We start from the raw sequence: 16,123 nt of genomic DNA, 5'->3' as shown, positions 1-16,123 counted from the left end.
AGGGAAAGGGAAGGGGACGGGCCGCCCGCCGAGCGGCCCGTCCCCGCAGGAAGGAACCGAGGCCACCATGACCACAGTGAGGTCGGCCATCTCCTGGCCGAACGACAAGACGTATCTCTTCCACGCCGACGACACCTACGACCGGTACGACTCGGTCACCGGTGTACGCGAGGACTCCGGACTCCCCCTGACGTTCTGGCCCGGCATGCCCCGGTCGCCGGACGCCTTCGTCTGGTGGGGTGCGGGGAAGGCGTACGCCTTCACGGGGAGCACCTATCTGCGGTACGACGACCCCTCCAACCGGGTCGAACCCGAGTACCTGCCCCCCAACGACCCGTTCACGGTCGAGTTCGGCTGGGCCGGCCTGCCCACCGGCGCGGACGGCGGCCCCGACTGGCGTACCGGCATCGACGCGGCCTTGAACTGGGGGAACGGCAAGCTGTACCTCTTCAAGGGCCCCTCCTACGTGCGGTACGACATCACCTCCGACCGGGTCGACCCCGGCTATCCGCGCACCATCGCGGGCAACTGGACCGGGCTCTTCACCGACGGTGTGGACGCGGCGGTCTACCCGGGCGGCCGGTTCGCGTACTTCTTCCGCGGCGAGAGGTTCCAGCGTTTCGACGTGGACGCCGACCGGGTGGACGCGGACGGTCCTCTGGACGCCTCCTTCCGTCTCGCGCCCACCCCCTCCGGGGGCGTGGCCCCGGCCCGGCTGCTCACCCTCACGCAGGCGAACGGCCTCATGGCCGACCTGATCCGGCGCGGAAAACTGGCCCTGAAGAGCCCGGCGTTCGTGGACGGACCGGCCGGGATCGTGTCGCCGGCGCCGGCGCAGCGGGTCGTGGTGAGCCCGCCGGCGTTCGGTGGCATCCGCTACACGAACCAGATCGCCCCGACGGCCACGGTCATCGACAACCTCGACCAGCGCATGCTGATCGCGCTGTACCGCCTCACCCGCTGGATCAACTCCTCGGCGCCGGACGTCAGCGAACTCCTCCACCTGGGCATCGGGCACGGCGGGCCGAACCTGAAGGACTGTCACAACCAAGGCCGTGCGCTCGATCTCTCGGGCATCACGGGGGAGTCGGACGGGACCGCGTTCACCCGGTCGGTGAAGAAGGACTGGGGCAACCTGCCGCGCCCGCCCGGCGTCAAGGTCCGCATCGACCCCGCCACGGACCCCCTCGGGTACGGGCTCTTCACGACCGCCTTCCGGTTCGCGACCTTCGAGTGCGAGGCCACGGCGATCGGCCCGGCCAACAAGTGGCCCATGCCGGATCTCGGCGGCACCGGCTTCGTCATCTACCCCGACTACGCCCCGGACGCCGCCCCCGGCAGCCAGAACGCCGCACTCCGTGCCGCCCACCAGGATCACATCCACCTGCAGATCGGCGTCACCGTCCTGCCATGAGGCCGGGGCTCAGGAAACCGGCCGCCCCTTCGGCCGGCGCAGGCCCGCGCCCGTGAGGTGGCGGAGCAGTTCCTTCGAGCCGACCTCGATCGCGCCCGCCGCCACCGCGTCCGCGTACCGGTCGGAGGGGATGTCGTAGTGGTCCCGCTCGAAGGCGCGGGGCGGGGCGCCTATCGAGGCGGCGAAGGCGTGCAGCTCCTCGAAGGAGACGTCGCTGACCAGGTGCGACCACATGCGGCCATGGCCCGGCCAGGTCGGCGGGTCGATGTAGAGGCTCACTCCGGCGCTCCCGTCACGTCAGGCCGCCCACCGGGGCCACCACCACGCCCTGCTTGCCGCAGACCCAGTGCGGGTCCGGGCCGAGTTCCGGCTCCACGTCGAGGGCGTGCGGGTCGCCGGAGGCGCAGACCGGGCAGAGCGGCCAGCGTCCGTACCGTTCGAGCAGGGCGTCCTGCACGTCCTGGGCGACGAGCCCGGCGACGTACGACACCCCCTCGGGCCACTGCTCGACCCACCAGCGCCGGTGGGTCACCGCGTCCTCCACCATCGACACGACCTCGGCGGCGGCCACCTCCCGGGCCACCAGGTCGGCCAGAACCAGCGCGCGAGCGGCGTGCAGCGCCTGCTCCACGGGGTCGATGTCGTCCATGCAGTCATTGTCACCCGAGCGGGGGACAGGACGAAGGTCCCCTCCGCATCCGGGACCGAAGAGGACCCACGGGGTCTTGTCGGGCCACCCTGCCGAAAGTATCTTTCACTTGTGACCAATGACGTGAAGGAAAGTTTCACCAGCGACGCGCCCCCCGCCCCCGCCGCCCTCGCCGCCAAGGTGCGCACCCTCGCGCCGTCCATGACCCGCTCCATGCAGCGGGTCGCCGAGGCCGTCGCCGGAGACCCGGCCGGCTGCGCCGCGCTCACGGTCACCGGCCTCGCCGAGCTCACCGGCACCAGCGAGGCGACCGTCGTCCGCACCGCCCGGCTCCTCGGCTACCCCGGCTACCGCGACCTCCGCCTCGCCCTCGCCGGCCTCGCCGCCCAGCAGCAGTCCGGCCGCGCCCCCGCCGTCACCGCCGACATCGCCGTCGACGACCCGATCGCCGACGTCGTCGCCAAGCTGGCCTACGACGAGCAGCAGACCCTCGCCGACACCGCCGCCGGCCTCGACACCGTCCAGCTCGGCGCCGCCGTCACCGCCCTCGCCGCCGCCCGCCGCATCGACATCTACGGCGTCGGCGCCTCCGGCCTCGTCGCCCAGGACCTCGGCCAGAAGCTGCTCCGGATCGGCCTGATCGCGCACGCCCACAGCGACCCGCACCTCGCCGTCACCAACGCCGTGCAGCTCCGCTCCGGGGACGTCGCGATCGCCATCACCCACTCCGGCTCCACCGGCGACGTCATAGAACCGCTCCGGGTGGCCTTCGACCACGGGGCGACGACCGTCGCCATCACCGGCCGCCCGGACGGCCCCGTCACCCAGTACGCCGACCACGTACTGACCACCTCCACCGCTCGCGAGAGCGAACTGCGCCCCGCGGCCATGTCGTCACGGACCAGTCAACTCCTGGTCGTGGACTGTCTGTTCACCTGCGTCACCCAGCGCACGTACGAGACGGCGGCCCCTGCCCTCGCCGCCTCGTACGAAGCCCTCGCCCACCGCCACTCCCCCCGCAGCCGCTGACCCACACGCATTCCGGCGCCGACGACGCCGCCGTACCGAAAGAGCCCCCGTGCCCACCTCGTACTCCGAACTCCGCGCCCAGCTGGCCACCCTCACGACCGAGGCCTTCCGCCCCGAGCTCGCCGAGATCGACCGGCTGCCCACCCTGGACATCGCCCGCCTCATGAACGGCGAGGACCGGACCGTCCCCGAGGCCGTCGCCCGGCAGCTCCCCGCGATCGCCGCGGCCATCGACGCCACCGCCGAGCGGATGGCCCGCGGCGGACGGCTGATCTACCTGGGCGCGGGCACCGCGGGCCGCCTCGGCGTCCTCGACGCCAGCGAGTGCCCGCCCACCTTCAACACCGACCCGTCGCAGGTGGTCGGCCTCATCGCGGGCGGCCCGAGCGCCATGGTGCAGGCCGTCGAGGGCGCCGAGGACTCGCGCGAGCTCGCCGCCGCCGACCTGGACGCCCTCGGGCTCACCGCCGACGACACCGTCGTCGGCGTCTCCGCCTCCGGCCGCACCCCGTACGCCATCGGCGCCGTCGAGCACGCCCGCGCGCTCGGCGCGCTCACCATCGGCCTCTCCTGCAACGAGGACAGCGCGCTCGCCGCCGCAGCCGAGCACGGCATCGAGGTCGTCCCCGGACCCGAGCTCCTCACCGGATCCACCCGCCTCAAGGCCGGCACCGCCCAGAAGCTCGTCCTCAACATGATCTCGACGATCACGATGATCCGCCTCGGCAAGACCTACGGAAACCTGATGGTCGACGTCCGCGCCTCCAACGACAAGCTCCAGGCCCGCTCGCGGCGGATCGTCGCCCTGGCCACCGGCGCGCCCGACGAGCAGATCGAGACGGCGCTCGCCGCCGCCGACGGCGAGGTGAAGACCGCGATCCTGATGCTCCTCGCCGACATCGATGCCAAGACCGCCGAGCAGCGGCTGACGGCCTCCCAGGGCCACCTGCGTGCGGCGCTGCACGCGTAAAGCCTCCCCCTCACAGCAAGGCACCACCGCACCATGAGCACAGACGACAAGAACCGCGCCATCGCCGCCGCGATCCTCCCCCTCGTCGGCGGCGCCGGGAACATCAGCTCCGTGGCCCACTGCATGACCCGCCTCCGGCTCGGTCTGCGGGACCGCTCGCTCGTCCGGGACGAGGCCCTCAAGGCCCTGCCGTCCGTGATGGGGGTCGTGGAGGACGACACGTACCAGATCGTCCTCGGCCCCGGCACCGTCGCCCGCGTGACTCCGGAGTTCGAGGCGCTGGTGGCCGAAGCCCCCGCCCCGGCCCACTCCGCCGAGGAACTCGCGGACCGGGGCGCGGCCCTCAAGGCCGCCCGGAAGGCGAGGAACGCGACCCCGTTCAAGCTCTTCCTCCGCCGGATCGCGAACATCTTCGTCCCGCTGATCCCCGCCCTCATCGGCTGCGGCATCATCGCCGGCCTCAACGGACTGCTCGTCAACCTCGGTTGGCTGCCCGGCGTCACCCCGGCCCTCGCGGCGATGGCGAGCGGCTTCATGGCCCTCATCGCGGTCTTCGTCGGCTACAACACGGCCAAGGAGTTCGGCGGCACGGCGATCCTCGGCGGCGCGGTCGCCGCGATCATCGTCTTCCCCGGCGTCGCCAAGATCGACGCCTTCGGCCAGACGCTCTCCCCCGGCCAGGGCGGTGTCCTCGGCGCGCTGGGCGCGGCGGTCCTCGCCGTGTACGTGGAGAAGTGGTGCCGCCGCTGGGTGCCGGAGTCCCTCGACGTGCTCGTCACCCCGACCCTGACCGTCCTGATCTCCGGCCTGGTCACGATCTTCGGCCTCATGTTCGTCGCCGGTGAGGTCTCGCGGGCCATCGGCGAGGCCGCCGACTGGCTCCTCGCGAACGCCGGAGCCGGCGCGGGCTTCCTCCTCGGCGGCCTGTTCCTCCCGCTCGTGATGCTGGGCCTGCACCAGGCCCTGATCCCGATCCACACCACCCTCATCGAGCAGCAGGGGTACACGGTGCTGCTCCCCATCCTCGCGATGGCGGGCGCCGGCCAGGTCGGCGCGGCCCTGGCCGTCTACCTGAAGCTCCCCCGCAACGGCTCCATCCGCCGCACCATCAAGTCCGCCCTCCCGGCCGGCTTCCTGGGCGTCGGCGAGCCCCTCATCTACGGCGTCTCGCTGCCGCTGGGCCGCCCGTTCGTCACGGCCTGCGTGGGCGGCGCGTTCGGCGGCGGCTTCATCGGCCTCTTCAGCATGCTGGGCGACAAGGTCGGCTCGACGGCGATCGGCCCGTCCGGCTGGGCGCTCTTCCCGCTCCTCGACGGCAACAAGGGCCTCGGCGAGACGATCGCGATCTACGCGGGCGGTCTCCTTGTCGGCTACGCGGTCGGCTTCGTGGCGACGTACTTCTTCGGCTTCAGCAAGGAACTCCTGGAGGAGTTCGACGTGGAGACGGAGGAGATGGAGGGGACGGAGGAGACGGCGGAGTCGGATGTACGGGCGGGCCCCCCGGCCCCCGAACCGGACCCGGGCCCCGCCCCGGCCCAGGAGCCGGTGAAGGTCTGATCCGTACGGGAAAGGGCCCGCCCGGAGAGATCCGCGCGGGCCCTTCTCCGTGGTCACGTGCAGAGCACGTCCTCCGCCGGCCGCACGCCCTCCGTCAGGAAGCGGGTCACGGCCCGGTCGCCGCACGCGTTCCCGTTGCCGAGGTAGACCGCGTGGCCGCCCTTGTCGACGGAGACGAGGCGCGCCCGGTCGCCGAAGGCCTCCCGCATCTTCAGCCCGGCGGAGTGCGGGGTCGAGGGGTCGCGCAGGTTCTGGATCATGAGCACGTTCGACGGGCCCCGGTCGGTGATCCGGGTCGGCTTCTCGACGGCGCCGCCCTTCCAGAAGGAGCAGGGCGTGATGTTGGCGGGCATGCCGGCGGTCAGCGGGTGGCGCGCCCGGTCGGCGGCGACGGCCCGCTCGTACGCCGGCACGGAACGGGGCCAGTCCACGTCGTTGCAGATCACGCCGACGCTGACGGTCGCGGCCTCGTCCGGCATGGGCCCGGCCAGCTCGGGCGGCAGCACGGGCACGCCCGCCGGGTCGAGGGCCTGGGACATCAGACGGGCGAAGGCCGGGAAGGAGGCGTCGGAGTAGAGGGCCTGCTGGAGGGCCTGGCGCAGGACCGTACCCGTCAGCGGCACACCGGGGGTGGCCGACGCCTTGGGCTCACGGTCGAGCCGGGCGGCGAGCTCCAGGAACAGCCCCCTGACGTCCTCGGGCCGTTCGGTGAGGCGCAGCCCGTCCTGGGCGCGGTCGGGGTGGGCGGCCCAGGCGGCGAAGTCGGGGAAGCGGTCCTCGGCGCCGCGCGCCATGCCCGCCAGCCAGCCGCGTGCGACGCGCTTCGGGTCGGGGTCGGCGCTGCTGTCGAGGACCCAGCGGTCGGTGCGCTCCGGGAACTTCTGGGCGTACTGGGCGGCCACGTACGTCCCGTACGACACGCTCCACGCGGACAGCTTCCGCTCGCCGAGCGCCTGCCGCAGCCGGTCGAGGTCCCGTACCTGGTTGGCGGTCGTGAGGCTGCGCACCATCGCGCCGCCGTTGCGGTCACAGGCCTCGGCCATCCGGCGCGAGCGGGCCACGTTCTCGCCGATGCCGCCGTCGGCGGCGGGCCACGACCGCAGGGTCACGAGCCGCCGGTCGGCCTCGTCGAAGCCGCACCGGGCCTTGGCGGAGCCGCCGACGCCACGCGGGTCGAAGGCGACGAGGTCGTAGGCGCCGTTCATCTCCTTCGCGAGGGCGGCGCCCTTCTGCCCGAGCCGCTGCACACCGGAGCTCCCCGGCCCGCCGGGGATGACCATGAGCGTCCCGCGCCGCGCCTCGGGCCGGGTGCTGGGCAGCCGGGCGACGGCGAGACCGATCTGCTCGCCCTCGGGGTGGGCGTAGTCGAGGGGTACGGAGAGCGTGGCGCACTGCTGCCCCGGCAGCGGCTTCACGGCGGCGTCGCAGTCGTGCCAGTCGAGCCCGGCGGCCGCGGCGGGCGCGACCGTGCCCCCCACGAGTCCGACCCCGGCGACGGCGGCGACGGAGAGAGCGAGCATCAGGGCCTTGCGTCCACGGTTCGTTGTCATGCGCACAGCCTCGCGGACCGGGCGTCCCCGCCCCATCCGGCAGACAGGCGGGTCGGGGGTAGGGCCAACCCCCGCCCGTACGCACGGGATTGACCGACGGCGTGAGCGCGCACGAGCCGTACGGAACCTGACAGCCACCCGGCAATCCGCTGGCGCCGCCCCCAGCCCCGGGAGATCATCCCCGCCATGACCACCACGAACCCCACCGCCACGAACGCCACCGCCACCCCTCACGCCTCCGAGTCCGGCACCTGGACCCTCGGCGGCGACCTCACCGTCAACCGCCTCGGCTTCGGCGCCATGCGGCTGCCCCAGCACGGCGAGGCGCTCATCGCGAACGCCGTACCGATGGACCGCGACCGCGCGATCGCCGTCCTGCGCAAGGCCGTCGAGCTCGGCGTGAACCACATCGACACCGCCGCCTTCTACTTCTCGCCGCTCCGCTCCGCGAACGAGCTGATCAACACCGCCCTCGGCGGCCCCTACCCCGACGACCTGGTCATCACCACCAAGGTCGGCCCGGCCCGTGACACCTCCGGCGCCTGGAGCGAGCACGCCCGCACCCCCGCCGCGCTGCGCGCGCAGGTCGAGGAGAACCTGCGGCAGCTCGGCCGCGACCACCTCGACGTCGTCAACCTCCGCGTCCTGGGCCAGGATTCGATCGCCGAGCGCTTCGGCGCCCTCGCCGAACTCCGCGAGGCGGGCCTCATCCGCCACCTCGGCCTCTCCAACATCACCCCCGCGCACCTCGCCGAGGCGCAGGAGATCGCCCCCGTCGTCTGCGTGCAGAACATGTACGGGATCGGGGTCCGCCCCGAGTACGACGCGTTCGTCCGCCACTGCGGCGAACAGGGCATCGCCTTCGTCCCGTTCTACGCGATCGCCGCCGCCGGACGCGAGAGCGGGGCGACCGCCCCGGAGCGCGAGGAGATCCTCGCCGTGGCGGCGGCCCACGACTCCACCCCCGCGCAGGTCCGCATCGCCTGGACCCTCCACCAGGGCCCCCACCTGCTGGCCATCCCCGGCACCGGCAACCCCGCCCACCTGACCGCCAACATCGCCGCCGGCGCACTCCGCCTCACCCAGGACGAGCTGGAACTCCTGGACCGCGTCCACCGGGACCTCCAGGCCTAGACTCCACCCCCATGACCACCACACCCAGCCCCGCCGTCGCCGCCGACCTCGCCCCCGCCGGGATCCTCCGGGCCTCCATCAACCTGGGGAACCCCGTACTCGCGCAGGGCACGGCCGAGGCGCCGGGCGGGATCACCGTGGACCTGGCGCGGGAGATCGGGGCGCGGCTCGGGCTGCCCGTGGAGCTGCTCTGCTTCGACGCGGCGCGGAAGTCCTTCGACGCGATGGCGGACGGCCGGGCCGACCTCTGCTTCCTCGCCGTGGACCCGGCGCGGGAGACGGAGGTCGCGTTCACCGCTCCGTACGTCGTCATCGAGGGCGTGTACGCCGTGCCGCGCGGTTCGGCGCTCGGCACCGTCGAGGAGGTGGACGCGCCGGGCGTGCGGATCGGGGTCAAGAAGGGTTCCGCGTACGACCTGTTCCTGTCACGGAGCCTCGCCCACGCGACCGTGGTGCGCGGCGACGAGGGCGTCGACGTGTTCCGGTCCGAGGGCCTTGAGGTGGGCGCGGGAATCCGGCAGCCGCTCACGGCGTACGCCGCCGCGCATCCGGACGTGCGGCTGATCGAGGGCCGGTTCATGGAGATCCGGCAGGCCGTCGGGACGACGGTCGGCCGCCGGCCCGAGACTGTCGCGTTCCTCCGCGACACGGTGGAGGAGCTGAAGGCGAACGGTTTCGTCGCGGAGTCGCTGCGCCGATCGGGCCAGGACGCCGGGCTGTTGGCTCCGCCGGCCTGAACGCCGGGCTGCGGGCCCGCCGGCCTGAACGCCGGGCTGCGGGCCCGCCGGACTCCTTCCGGAACGCGGCGCAGAAACCCTCCCCGCGAACACCGGAAACAGCCCCTTCCCGGGCCCGGAGGCACCCGCCACGACCCCCACGGGGCCCCTCCGACCCCCTGCCCCACGCTCCCCCCGTACGCCCGCACACGCCCCGCACGGGGGATCCGTAAACAACCCCTGACCTGGGCTTTTACCTCAACTCTCCGTAGAATCAAGGGACTCGGAGGGGAGATCCACATGAGCGAGACCGCCCGCACCATCCGCACCGTCGACGACGTCCTCACCCTGCTCGACGGCCTGTTCCGACCCGATGCCGACCGCTGGACGGAGGGCGGCTCCGCGTGGTGGGACGGGTTCTACGCGGACCGGGACAAGCCCGTGCCGTTCTTCGTCGCCAAGCCCGACGAGAACCTCGTGTCGTACGTCGAGCAGGGCCTGCTCCCGGCCGGCGGCCGGGTCCTCGACCTCGGCTGCGGGCCCGGCCGGAACGCCCTGTACCTCGCCTCGGCCGGCTTCGACGTCACCGCCGTCGACCTCTCGCCCACCGCCATCGCCTGGGCGGAGGAGCGCGCCGGGGACACGGGCGCCGAGGGCGTCCGCTTCGTGTGCGGGGACGCCTTCACCGCAGCCCTCGACGGACCGTACGACCTCGTCTACGACTCCGGCTGCTTCCACCACCTGCCCCCGCACCGGCGCATCAGCTACCTCGCCCTGCTGCGGCGCGCCCTCGCGCCCGGCGGGCACTTCGCGCTCACCGCGTTCGCCGCCGGCGAGGGCGGCATGGGGTCCGAGCTCCCGGACGCCGACTTCTACCGGGAGGGCCGACTGCACGGCGGGCTCGCCTACACGGACGCCGACCTCCGCACGGTCTTCGCCGACCTGAAGGAGATCGAGCTCCGCCGCATGCGTTCCCTGTCCGCCGACTCCCCCGCCTTCGGCGAGTCCTTCCTCTGGACCGGGCTCTTCCGCCGGCGGTGACTCAGCCCATCCCCTCCAGGTGCGCCGCCAGCCTGTCGTACTGCTCCCGCACCCCCGCCTCCATGCCCGCCGCCAGCGCCTGGTCCCTGATCTCGTTGGACGGCCAGAAGGACGTGCTGGTCAGGGCCGTGCCACCGTCGGGGGTCGCGTCGAAGGTGAGGGCCACCCGGACGGGTTCGGCGTCCGGCATCTGCTCGAACACCTCCGTGTAGTCGAGCCGCTCCACCGGGAGGACGTCCTCGTACGTGCCGGAGAAGACGATCTCCTGGCCGTCGGGCCCGGTCTGGCCCCAGCGCCACGCGCCGCCCGTCCGCAGGTCGATGTCGACGACGGAGGTGGTCAGCCCGGCCGACCCGTACCACTCCCGTACGTGCTCGGGCCGCGTCCAGGCCTCCCAGACGCGGGACGGCGGGGCGTCAAAGGTGCGTGTGATGACCAGTTCGCGGTCGGCCGGTGTGGTGAGGAGGGTGACCATGACGACGACCCCTTCCGTACCGCTTCCCACCCCTTCCGTACCTTCCAGCATCCGCCGAACGCCCGAGGGCGGCACCCCCTGGTGGGGGTGCCGCCCTCGTTCGCGTTCAGCGATGGACTACCGAGCCGGGGCTCAGAAGTCCATGTCACCGCCCGGCATGCCGCCGCCGGCCGGCGCGGCGGCCTTCTCCGGCTTGTCGGCGATGACGGCCTCGGTGGTGAGGAACAGCGCGGCGATCGACGCGGCGTTCTGCAGCGCGGAGCGCGTGACCTTCGCCGGGTCGATGATGCCCTCGGCGATGAGGTCGACGTACTCGTTGGTCGCGGCGTTCAGGCCGTGGCCGACGGGCAGGTTGCGGACCTTCTCCGCCACGACGCCGCCCTCGAGGCCGGCGTTGACGGCGATCTGCTTCAGCGGGGCCTCGAGGGCCAGCTTGACGATGTTGGCACCGGTGGCCTCGTCGCCCGACAGGTCCGCCTCGAGCTTCTCGAAGACGTTCGACGCCTGGAGCAGGGCCACGCCACCGCCGGCGACGATGCCCTCCTCGACGGCCGCCTTCGCGTTGCGAACGGCGTCCTCGATGCGGTGCTTGCGCTCCTTGAGCTCGACCTCGGTCGCGGCACCGGCCTTGATGACGGCCACGCCGCCGGCCAGCTTCGCGAGGCGCTCCTGGAGCTTCTCGCGGTCGTAGTCCGAGTCGGAGTTCTCGATCTCGGCGCGGATCTGGTTCACGCGACCCGCGACCTGCTCGCTGTCACCGGCACCGTCGACGATGGTGGTCTCGTCCTTGGTGATGACGACCTTGCGGGCGCGGCCGAGCAGGTCCAGGCCCGCGTTCTCGAGCTTGAGGCCGACCTCCTCGGAGATGACCGTGCCGCCCGTGAGGATGGCGATGTCGTTCAGCATGGCCTTGCGGCGGTCGCCGAAGCCCGGGGCCTTGACGGCGACGGACTTGAAGGTGCCGCGGATCTTGTTGACGACCAGGGTCGACAGGGCCTCGCCCTCGACGTCCTCGGCGATGATCAGCAGCGGCTTGCCCGACTGCATGACCTTCTCCAGGAGCGGAAGGAGGTCCTTCACGGAGGAGATCTTGGAGTTGACGATCAGGAGGTACGGGTCGTCGAGCGACGCCTCCATGCGCTCCATGTCGGTGGCGAAGTACGCCGAGATGTAGCCCTTGTCGAAGCGCATACCCTCGGTGAGCTCCAGCTCCAGACCGAAGGTCTGGGACTCCTCGACGGTGATGACGCCTTCCTTGCCGACCTTGTCCATCGCCTCGGCGATGAGCTCGCCGATCTGGGTGTCGGCGGCGGAGATGGAGGCCGTGGAAGCGATCTGCTCCTTGGTCTCGACATCCTTCGCCTGCTCGAGCAGGGCGCCGGAGACGGCCTCGACGGCCTTCTCGATGCCGCGCTTGAGGGCCATCGGGTTGGCACCGGCGGCGACGTTGCGGAGGCCCTCGCGGACGAGCGCCTGGGCGAGGACGGTGGCGGTGGTCGTACCGTCGCCAGCGACGTCGTCCGTCTTCTTGGCGACTTCCTTGACCAGCTCGGCGCCGATCTTCTCGTACGGGTCCTCGAGCTCGATCTCCTTGGCGATGGAGACACCATCGTTGGTGATCGTGGGGGCGCCCCACTTCTTCTCGAGGACGACGTTGCGGCCCTTGGGGCCGAGGGTGACCTTGACGGCGTCAGCGAGCTGGTTCATGCCGCGCTCGAGACCGCGCCGGGCCTCCTCGTCGAACGCGATGATCTTGGCCATGTGAAGTGGTCCTCCCGGACATGGGGTGGATAACGCTCCAGGACCGCGCCGACGCCCGCGACGGACGGCCTGCGTGCCCGATGGTTCCTTGCCCCACCTGGCCGCGGACCTCGTCTGCCCGATCCTCGTAAGCACTCTCACCTTCCGAGTGCTAACGCCAATGATTAGCACTCGCCCTAGGAGAGTGCAAGCGACTCTCGCGTTTCGGGAGGGGGATCAAGGGGGCGCGCAGAGGCCCGGGAACGCGCGAGGGGTCCGCAACCCCACAGGGATGCGGACCCCTCGACGGCGTTGCGTCGGTGGCCGATCGCGCCGCGCTCAGACGGCGAGCTTGACCATGTCCGCCTGCGGACCCTTCTGGCCCTGCGAGATCTCGAACTCGACCCGCTGGCCTTCTTCGAGGCTGCGGTAGCCATCCATCTGGATCGCGCTGTAGTGGACGAAAACATCCGCACCACCGTCTACCGCGATGAAGCCGTAGCCCTTCTCCGCGTTGAACCACTTGACGGTGCCCTGAGCCATGCCTAACTCCCCTATTACTGGCCCTTGCGCGGGACCGCACTTCGCGGACCCGGGTCAGACCCTGCGCCGGAACGCGTCGACCGCGGCTGAATGTATCTGCCCAACTGCCCTCTGCAACAGGTCATTCGACCGAGAATTCTGGGCGCCCTGGAAAGGGGAATTGGGGATAATCCCCTGGATGCCGGGGCAAGTCGGGCCCGGCAAAGGGCGCAGAAGGTACACAACGCGCACACACTTTGGCTGCTTCTTGTCGTGCGGGGACGCATTCTCATATGCGCCTGGCATGAGCAGCGGAGGGGACTTCCCCAACTCTACCGCGCTCAACCATGCAGAATTGCCCCTTCCGCTTATCGCGCGGAAGGGGCAATTCGTACTGACTGGTAGCGCTATACGGGTCTCAGCACCCGCCGGCACTGTGCTTGATGGTCAGCCTCCGGCGACGGCCGGAATGATCGAGACGCCCGCGCCGGCCGGGGTGGCCGTCTCCAGACCCTGCTCGAAGCGCACGTCGTCGTCGTTGACGTAGACGTTGACGAAGCGGCGCAGCTTGCCCTGGTCGTCCAGGACGCGGGCGGCGATGCCCGTGTGGTTCTTCTCCAGGTCCGCGATGACCTCGGCGAGGGTCGCGCCCTCGGCCTGGACCTCGGCCTGGCCGCCGGTGTAGGTGCGGAGGATGGTGGGGATGCGGACGTTCACGGCCATGTGTTCGTTACCTTTCAGAGCGCCAGGCCGGCGTCGCGGAACGCGTCCAGGCTCGGGCGGATGGTGGCGGTCGCCTGAGAGGTGTCGGCCACCGCGTCCAGGGTCTTGAGTCCGTCGCCGGTGTTGAGGACGACGGTGGTGAGGTTCGGGTCGATGAGCCCGGCCTCGACGAGCTTCTTCGTGACGCCGACGGTCACGCCGCCCGCGGTCTCGGCGAAGACGCCCTCGGTCTGCGCGAGGAGCTTGATGGCCTCGACGACCTGCTCGTCGTCGACGTCCTCCACGGCGCCGCCGGTCCGGCGGGCGATGTCGAGGACGTACGGGCCGTCGGCCGGGTTGCCGATGGCGAGGGACTTGGCGATGGTGTTCGGCTTCTGGGGCCGTACGACGTCGTGGCCGGCCTTGAAGGCCGCCGACACCGGGGAGCAGCCCTCGGCCTGGGCGCCGAAGATCTTGTACGGCTTGTCCTCGACGAGGCCCAGCTTGATGAGCTCCTGGAGACCCTTGTCGATCTTGGTGAGCTGGGAGCCGGAGGCGATCGGGATGACGAGCTGGTCGGGGATGACCCAGCCGAGCTGCTCGCAGATCTCGTAGGCGAGCGTCTTGGAGCCCTCGCCGTAGTACGGGCGGAGGTTGACGTTCACGAAGCCCCAGCCCTCGCCGAGCGGGTCGCCGATGAGCTCCGAGCAGAAGCGGTTGACGTCGTCGTAGTTGCCCTCGATGGCGACGAGGTCACCGCCGTAGACACCGGCCATGACGACCTTGCCCTGCTCCAGGTCGTGCGGGATGAACACGCAGGAGCGGAAGCCGGCGCGGGCGGCGGCGGCGCCGACGGCGCCGGCCAGGTTGCCGGTGGAGGAGCAGGAGAGGGTGGTGAAGCCGAAGGCGCGGGCGGCTTCGAGGGCCTGGGCGACGACCCGGTCCTTGAAGGAGTGGGTCGGGTTGCCGGAGTCGTCCTTGACGAAGAGCTTTCCGGGGGCGACGCCGAGCTCGCGGGCGAGGTTGTCGGCCTGGATCAGCTTGGTCCAGCCGGGGTTCAGGTTGGGCTTCTCGGCGACGTCGGCGGGGACGGGCAGGAGGGGGGCGTAGCGCCAGATGTTGGCGGGGCCGGCCTCGATCTGCTTGCGCAGCGCCTCGGGGTCACCGGTGGGAAGGTCGTACGCGACTTCGAGCGGTCCGAAACAGAGTTCGCAGGCGAAGATCGGGCCGAGCGGGAAGACTTCACCGCATTCGCGACAGGAAAGCCCGGACGCGGGACCGAGGTCGACGGTGGTGGGTGCGACGGTCTGAACAGCCATGGAGGCGAGGCCCTTTCTCCTCATCTTTCCCATGACGAATTTTTCGCCATGAGACGGATTTGGCACCTTCCCTAGCCGGGGACCTCGCTGGAGACGAGTGGTAACCGACTGGAGGGTTGCCGGGGCTTCAACGGGCCGTTTCCCTCTGCCCCTCTGGATGAGCGGTATTCGATTGTGAAGCGCGGTGGACTTTCGTTCCTGCACTCCGACGCGGGCGGCACCCCGACGTGCATCGGGCATCCGCGTTGTTCAAGACTGTAACCGAAGGCCCGGAACCTTGGACCGGCCGTCCGACCCGCGAGATGGAGAGAGATCACGTGCTGGAAGAGGTGGAGCGCTGGCTGGCCCGGCGGTCCTGGTCAGTGACGGACCGGCCGCTGGAACGGATCCTCGCCGCCAAGCGGAACACGACCGTCAGCGTCGTCCTGCCCGCGCTGAACGAGGAGGCGACGGTCGGGGACATCGTCTCCGTGATCCGGCGCGAGCTGATGACCGAGGCCGTCCCCCTCGTGGACGAGCTGGTGGTGATCGACTCGGGCTCCACGGACCGTACGGCGGAGGTCGCGGCGGCGGCGGGCGCCCGGGTGGTCGCGCGGGACGCGATACTCCCCCGCATACCGGCCGTCCCCGGCAAGGGCGAGGTGCTCTGGCGGTCGCTGATGGTGACGAGCGGGGACGTGGTCTGTTTCGTGGACGCGGACCTGCGGGACTTCTCGGCGGACTTCGTGACGGGGATCGTGGGCCCGCTGCTCACGGAGCCGGACGTGGACTTCGTGAAGGCGATGTACGACCGCCCGCTCGGCACTGAATTCGATGGGCTCGCCTCCGGCAAGACCCCCGGCCAGGGCGGCCGGGTGACGGAACTGGTGGCCCGCCCGCTCCTGAACCTCCACTGGCCGCAGCTGGCGGGCTTCGTGCAGCCGCTGGGCGGCGAGTACGCGGCCCGGCGCTCGCTGCTCGAACGGCTGCCCTTCCCGGTCGGTTACGGAGTGGAGCTGGGGCTGCTCGTGGACGCGCTGCACACGGTGGGCCTGGACGCGCTCGCGCAGGTGGACGTGGGGGTGCGCAAGCACCGGCACCAGGACGGGCAGGCGCTGGGCCGGATGGCGGCGGCGATCTACCGGACGGCCCAGCTGCGGCTCTCCCGGGGCCATCTGGTCCGCCCCCGCCTCACCCAGTTCGAGCGGGGCGAGAAGGGCTTCGAGCCGCGGACGTACGCGGTGGACACGGAGGAGCGGCCGCCGATGGCCGAGATCGCGGAGTACGCACAGCGCCGCGTGGCGTAACGGCGAAGGAGTTCCGAGG

Annotated in this window: 16 protein-coding genes and 1 riboswitch; of the genes, 8 read left to right on the top strand and 8 right to left on the bottom strand. The window is 71.4% G+C overall.

Annotation, left to right across the window (positions count from 1 at the left end; translation table 11 throughout):
• The first annotated feature begins 67 nt into the window (after window positions 1-67).
• Window positions 68-1,414, top strand: coding sequence for a hemopexin repeat-containing protein (locus ACWGN5_RS17070; RefSeq protein WP_453515697.1), 1,347 nt, complete (start codon window positions 68-70; stop codon window positions 1,412-1,414).
• A 9-nt stretch (window positions 1,415-1,423) separates the two neighbouring features.
• Here the strand turns inward: ACWGN5_RS17070 and ACWGN5_RS17065 are convergent, their stop codons facing one another.
• Together ACWGN5_RS17065 and ACWGN5_RS17060 are read right to left on the bottom strand one after the other, a co-directional pair.
• Window positions 1,424-1,693 carry a DUF4031 domain-containing protein gene (locus ACWGN5_RS17065; protein WP_453515695.1) on the bottom strand — a complete coding sequence of 90 codons (270 nt, stop codon included), beginning with the start codon at window positions 1,691-1,693 and terminating at the stop codon, window positions 1,424-1,426.
• A 13-nt stretch (window positions 1,694-1,706) separates the two neighbouring features.
• The gene (locus ACWGN5_RS17060) at window positions 1,707-2,063 is read right to left on the bottom strand and encodes a hypothetical protein (protein ID WP_041130492.1); all 357 of its coding nucleotides are present in this window, start codon (window positions 2,061-2,063) and stop codon (window positions 1,707-1,709) included.
• A 111-nt stretch (window positions 2,064-2,174) separates the two neighbouring features.
• Here ACWGN5_RS17060 and ACWGN5_RS17055 point away from each other — a divergent pair, with 111 nt between their 5' ends.
• Genes ACWGN5_RS17055 through ACWGN5_RS17045 form a run of 3 tightly spaced genes read left to right on the top strand, consistent with a single transcriptional unit; the run spans window position 2,175 to window position 5,619 of the window.
• On the top strand, window positions 2,175-3,092 hold the full coding sequence (locus tag ACWGN5_RS17055; protein ID WP_369145657.1) for a MurR/RpiR family transcriptional regulator: 918 nt from the start codon (window positions 2,175-2,177) through the stop codon (window positions 3,090-3,092).
• Between the two features lie 49 nt (window positions 3,093-3,141).
• The gene (murQ, locus tag ACWGN5_RS17050) at window positions 3,142-4,062 is read left to right on the top strand and encodes an N-acetylmuramic acid 6-phosphate etherase (protein ID WP_453515693.1); all 921 of its coding nucleotides are present in this window, start codon (window positions 3,142-3,144) and stop codon (window positions 4,060-4,062) included.
• A gap of 33 nt (window positions 4,063-4,095) precedes the next feature.
• Window positions 4,096-5,619, top strand: coding sequence for a PTS transporter subunit EIIC (locus ACWGN5_RS17045; protein ID WP_453515691.1), 1,524 nt, complete (start codon window positions 4,096-4,098; stop codon window positions 5,617-5,619).
• 53 nt (window positions 5,620-5,672) lie between these two features.
• Here ACWGN5_RS17045 and ACWGN5_RS17040 read toward each other — a convergent pair whose 3' ends face one another.
• The gene (locus tag ACWGN5_RS17040; protein ID WP_453515689.1) at window positions 5,673-7,169 is read right to left on the bottom strand and encodes an alpha/beta hydrolase; all 1,497 of its coding nucleotides are present in this window, start codon (window positions 7,167-7,169) and stop codon (window positions 5,673-5,675) included.
• 186 nt (window positions 7,170-7,355) lie between these two features.
• Between ACWGN5_RS17040 and ACWGN5_RS17035 the strand changes: the two genes are divergently transcribed.
• The 3 genes from ACWGN5_RS17035 (at window position 7,356) to ACWGN5_RS17025 (ending at window position 10,060) form a co-directional block, all read left to right on the top strand.
• Window positions 7,356-8,303 carry an aldo/keto reductase gene (locus ACWGN5_RS17035; RefSeq protein WP_453515688.1) on the top strand — a complete coding sequence of 316 codons (948 nt, stop codon included), beginning with the start codon at window positions 7,356-7,358 and terminating at the stop codon, window positions 8,301-8,303.
• An 11-nt stretch (window positions 8,304-8,314) separates the two neighbouring features.
• Entirely contained in the window at window positions 8,315-9,040 is a 726-nt protein-coding gene (locus ACWGN5_RS17030; RefSeq protein WP_453515685.1) for a transporter substrate-binding domain-containing protein, read from the top strand.
• Between the two features lie 279 nt (window positions 9,041-9,319).
• On the top strand, window positions 9,320-10,060 hold the full coding sequence (locus tag ACWGN5_RS17025) for a class I SAM-dependent methyltransferase (RefSeq protein ID WP_453515684.1): 741 nt from the start codon (window positions 9,320-9,322) through the stop codon (window positions 10,058-10,060).
• Window position 10,061: 1 nt separating this feature from the next.
• Here the strand turns inward: ACWGN5_RS17025 and ACWGN5_RS17020 are convergent, their stop codons facing one another.
• From ACWGN5_RS17020 to thrC, 5 genes are all read right to left on the bottom strand, one after another.
• Window positions 10,062-10,565 (bottom strand): SRPBCC domain-containing protein, encoded by a 504-nt coding sequence (locus tag ACWGN5_RS17020; RefSeq protein WP_453515682.1) that lies wholly within the window; start codon window positions 10,563-10,565, stop codon window positions 10,062-10,064.
• 102 nt (window positions 10,566-10,667) lie between these two features.
• Window positions 10,668-12,296, bottom strand: a complete 1,629-nt coding sequence (groL, locus tag ACWGN5_RS17015; RefSeq protein WP_351180160.1) for a chaperonin GroEL — start codon at window positions 12,294-12,296, stop codon at window positions 10,668-10,670.
• Between the two features lie 318 nt (window positions 12,297-12,614).
• Window positions 12,615-12,818 carry a cold-shock protein gene (locus ACWGN5_RS17010; protein WP_015035246.1) on the bottom strand — a complete coding sequence of 68 codons (204 nt, stop codon included), beginning with the start codon at window positions 12,816-12,818 and terminating at the stop codon, window positions 12,615-12,617.
• Window positions 12,819-13,244: 426 nt separating this feature from the next.
• Window positions 13,245-13,520 (bottom strand): MoaD/ThiS family protein, encoded by a 276-nt coding sequence (locus tag ACWGN5_RS17005; RefSeq protein WP_359591853.1) that lies wholly within the window; start codon window positions 13,518-13,520, stop codon window positions 13,245-13,247.
• Window positions 13,521-13,534: 14 nt separating this feature from the next.
• Complete coding sequence (gene thrC / locus ACWGN5_RS17000) at window positions 13,535-14,842, bottom strand: threonine synthase (RefSeq protein WP_453515678.1); 1,308 nt, start codon at window positions 14,840-14,842, stop codon at window positions 13,535-13,537.
• A riboswitch (SAM riboswitch) is annotated at window positions 14,836-14,982 on the bottom strand. (Overlaps the previous gene by 7 nt.)
• Window positions 14,983-15,135: 153 nt before the next feature.
• Between thrC and ACWGN5_RS16995 the strand changes: the two genes are divergently transcribed.
• Complete coding sequence (locus tag ACWGN5_RS16995) at window positions 15,136-16,104, top strand: glucosyl-3-phosphoglycerate synthase (RefSeq protein WP_453515676.1); 969 nt, start codon at window positions 15,136-15,138, stop codon at window positions 16,102-16,104.
• The last annotated feature ends 19 nt before the right edge of the window (window positions 16,105-16,123 follow it).

This window comes from Streptomyces sp. NPDC055815 (assembly GCF_053616475.1).
The sequence above is the reverse complement of the archived record's forward strand: the minus strand, read 5'-3'. Positions and strand labels throughout refer to the sequence as shown.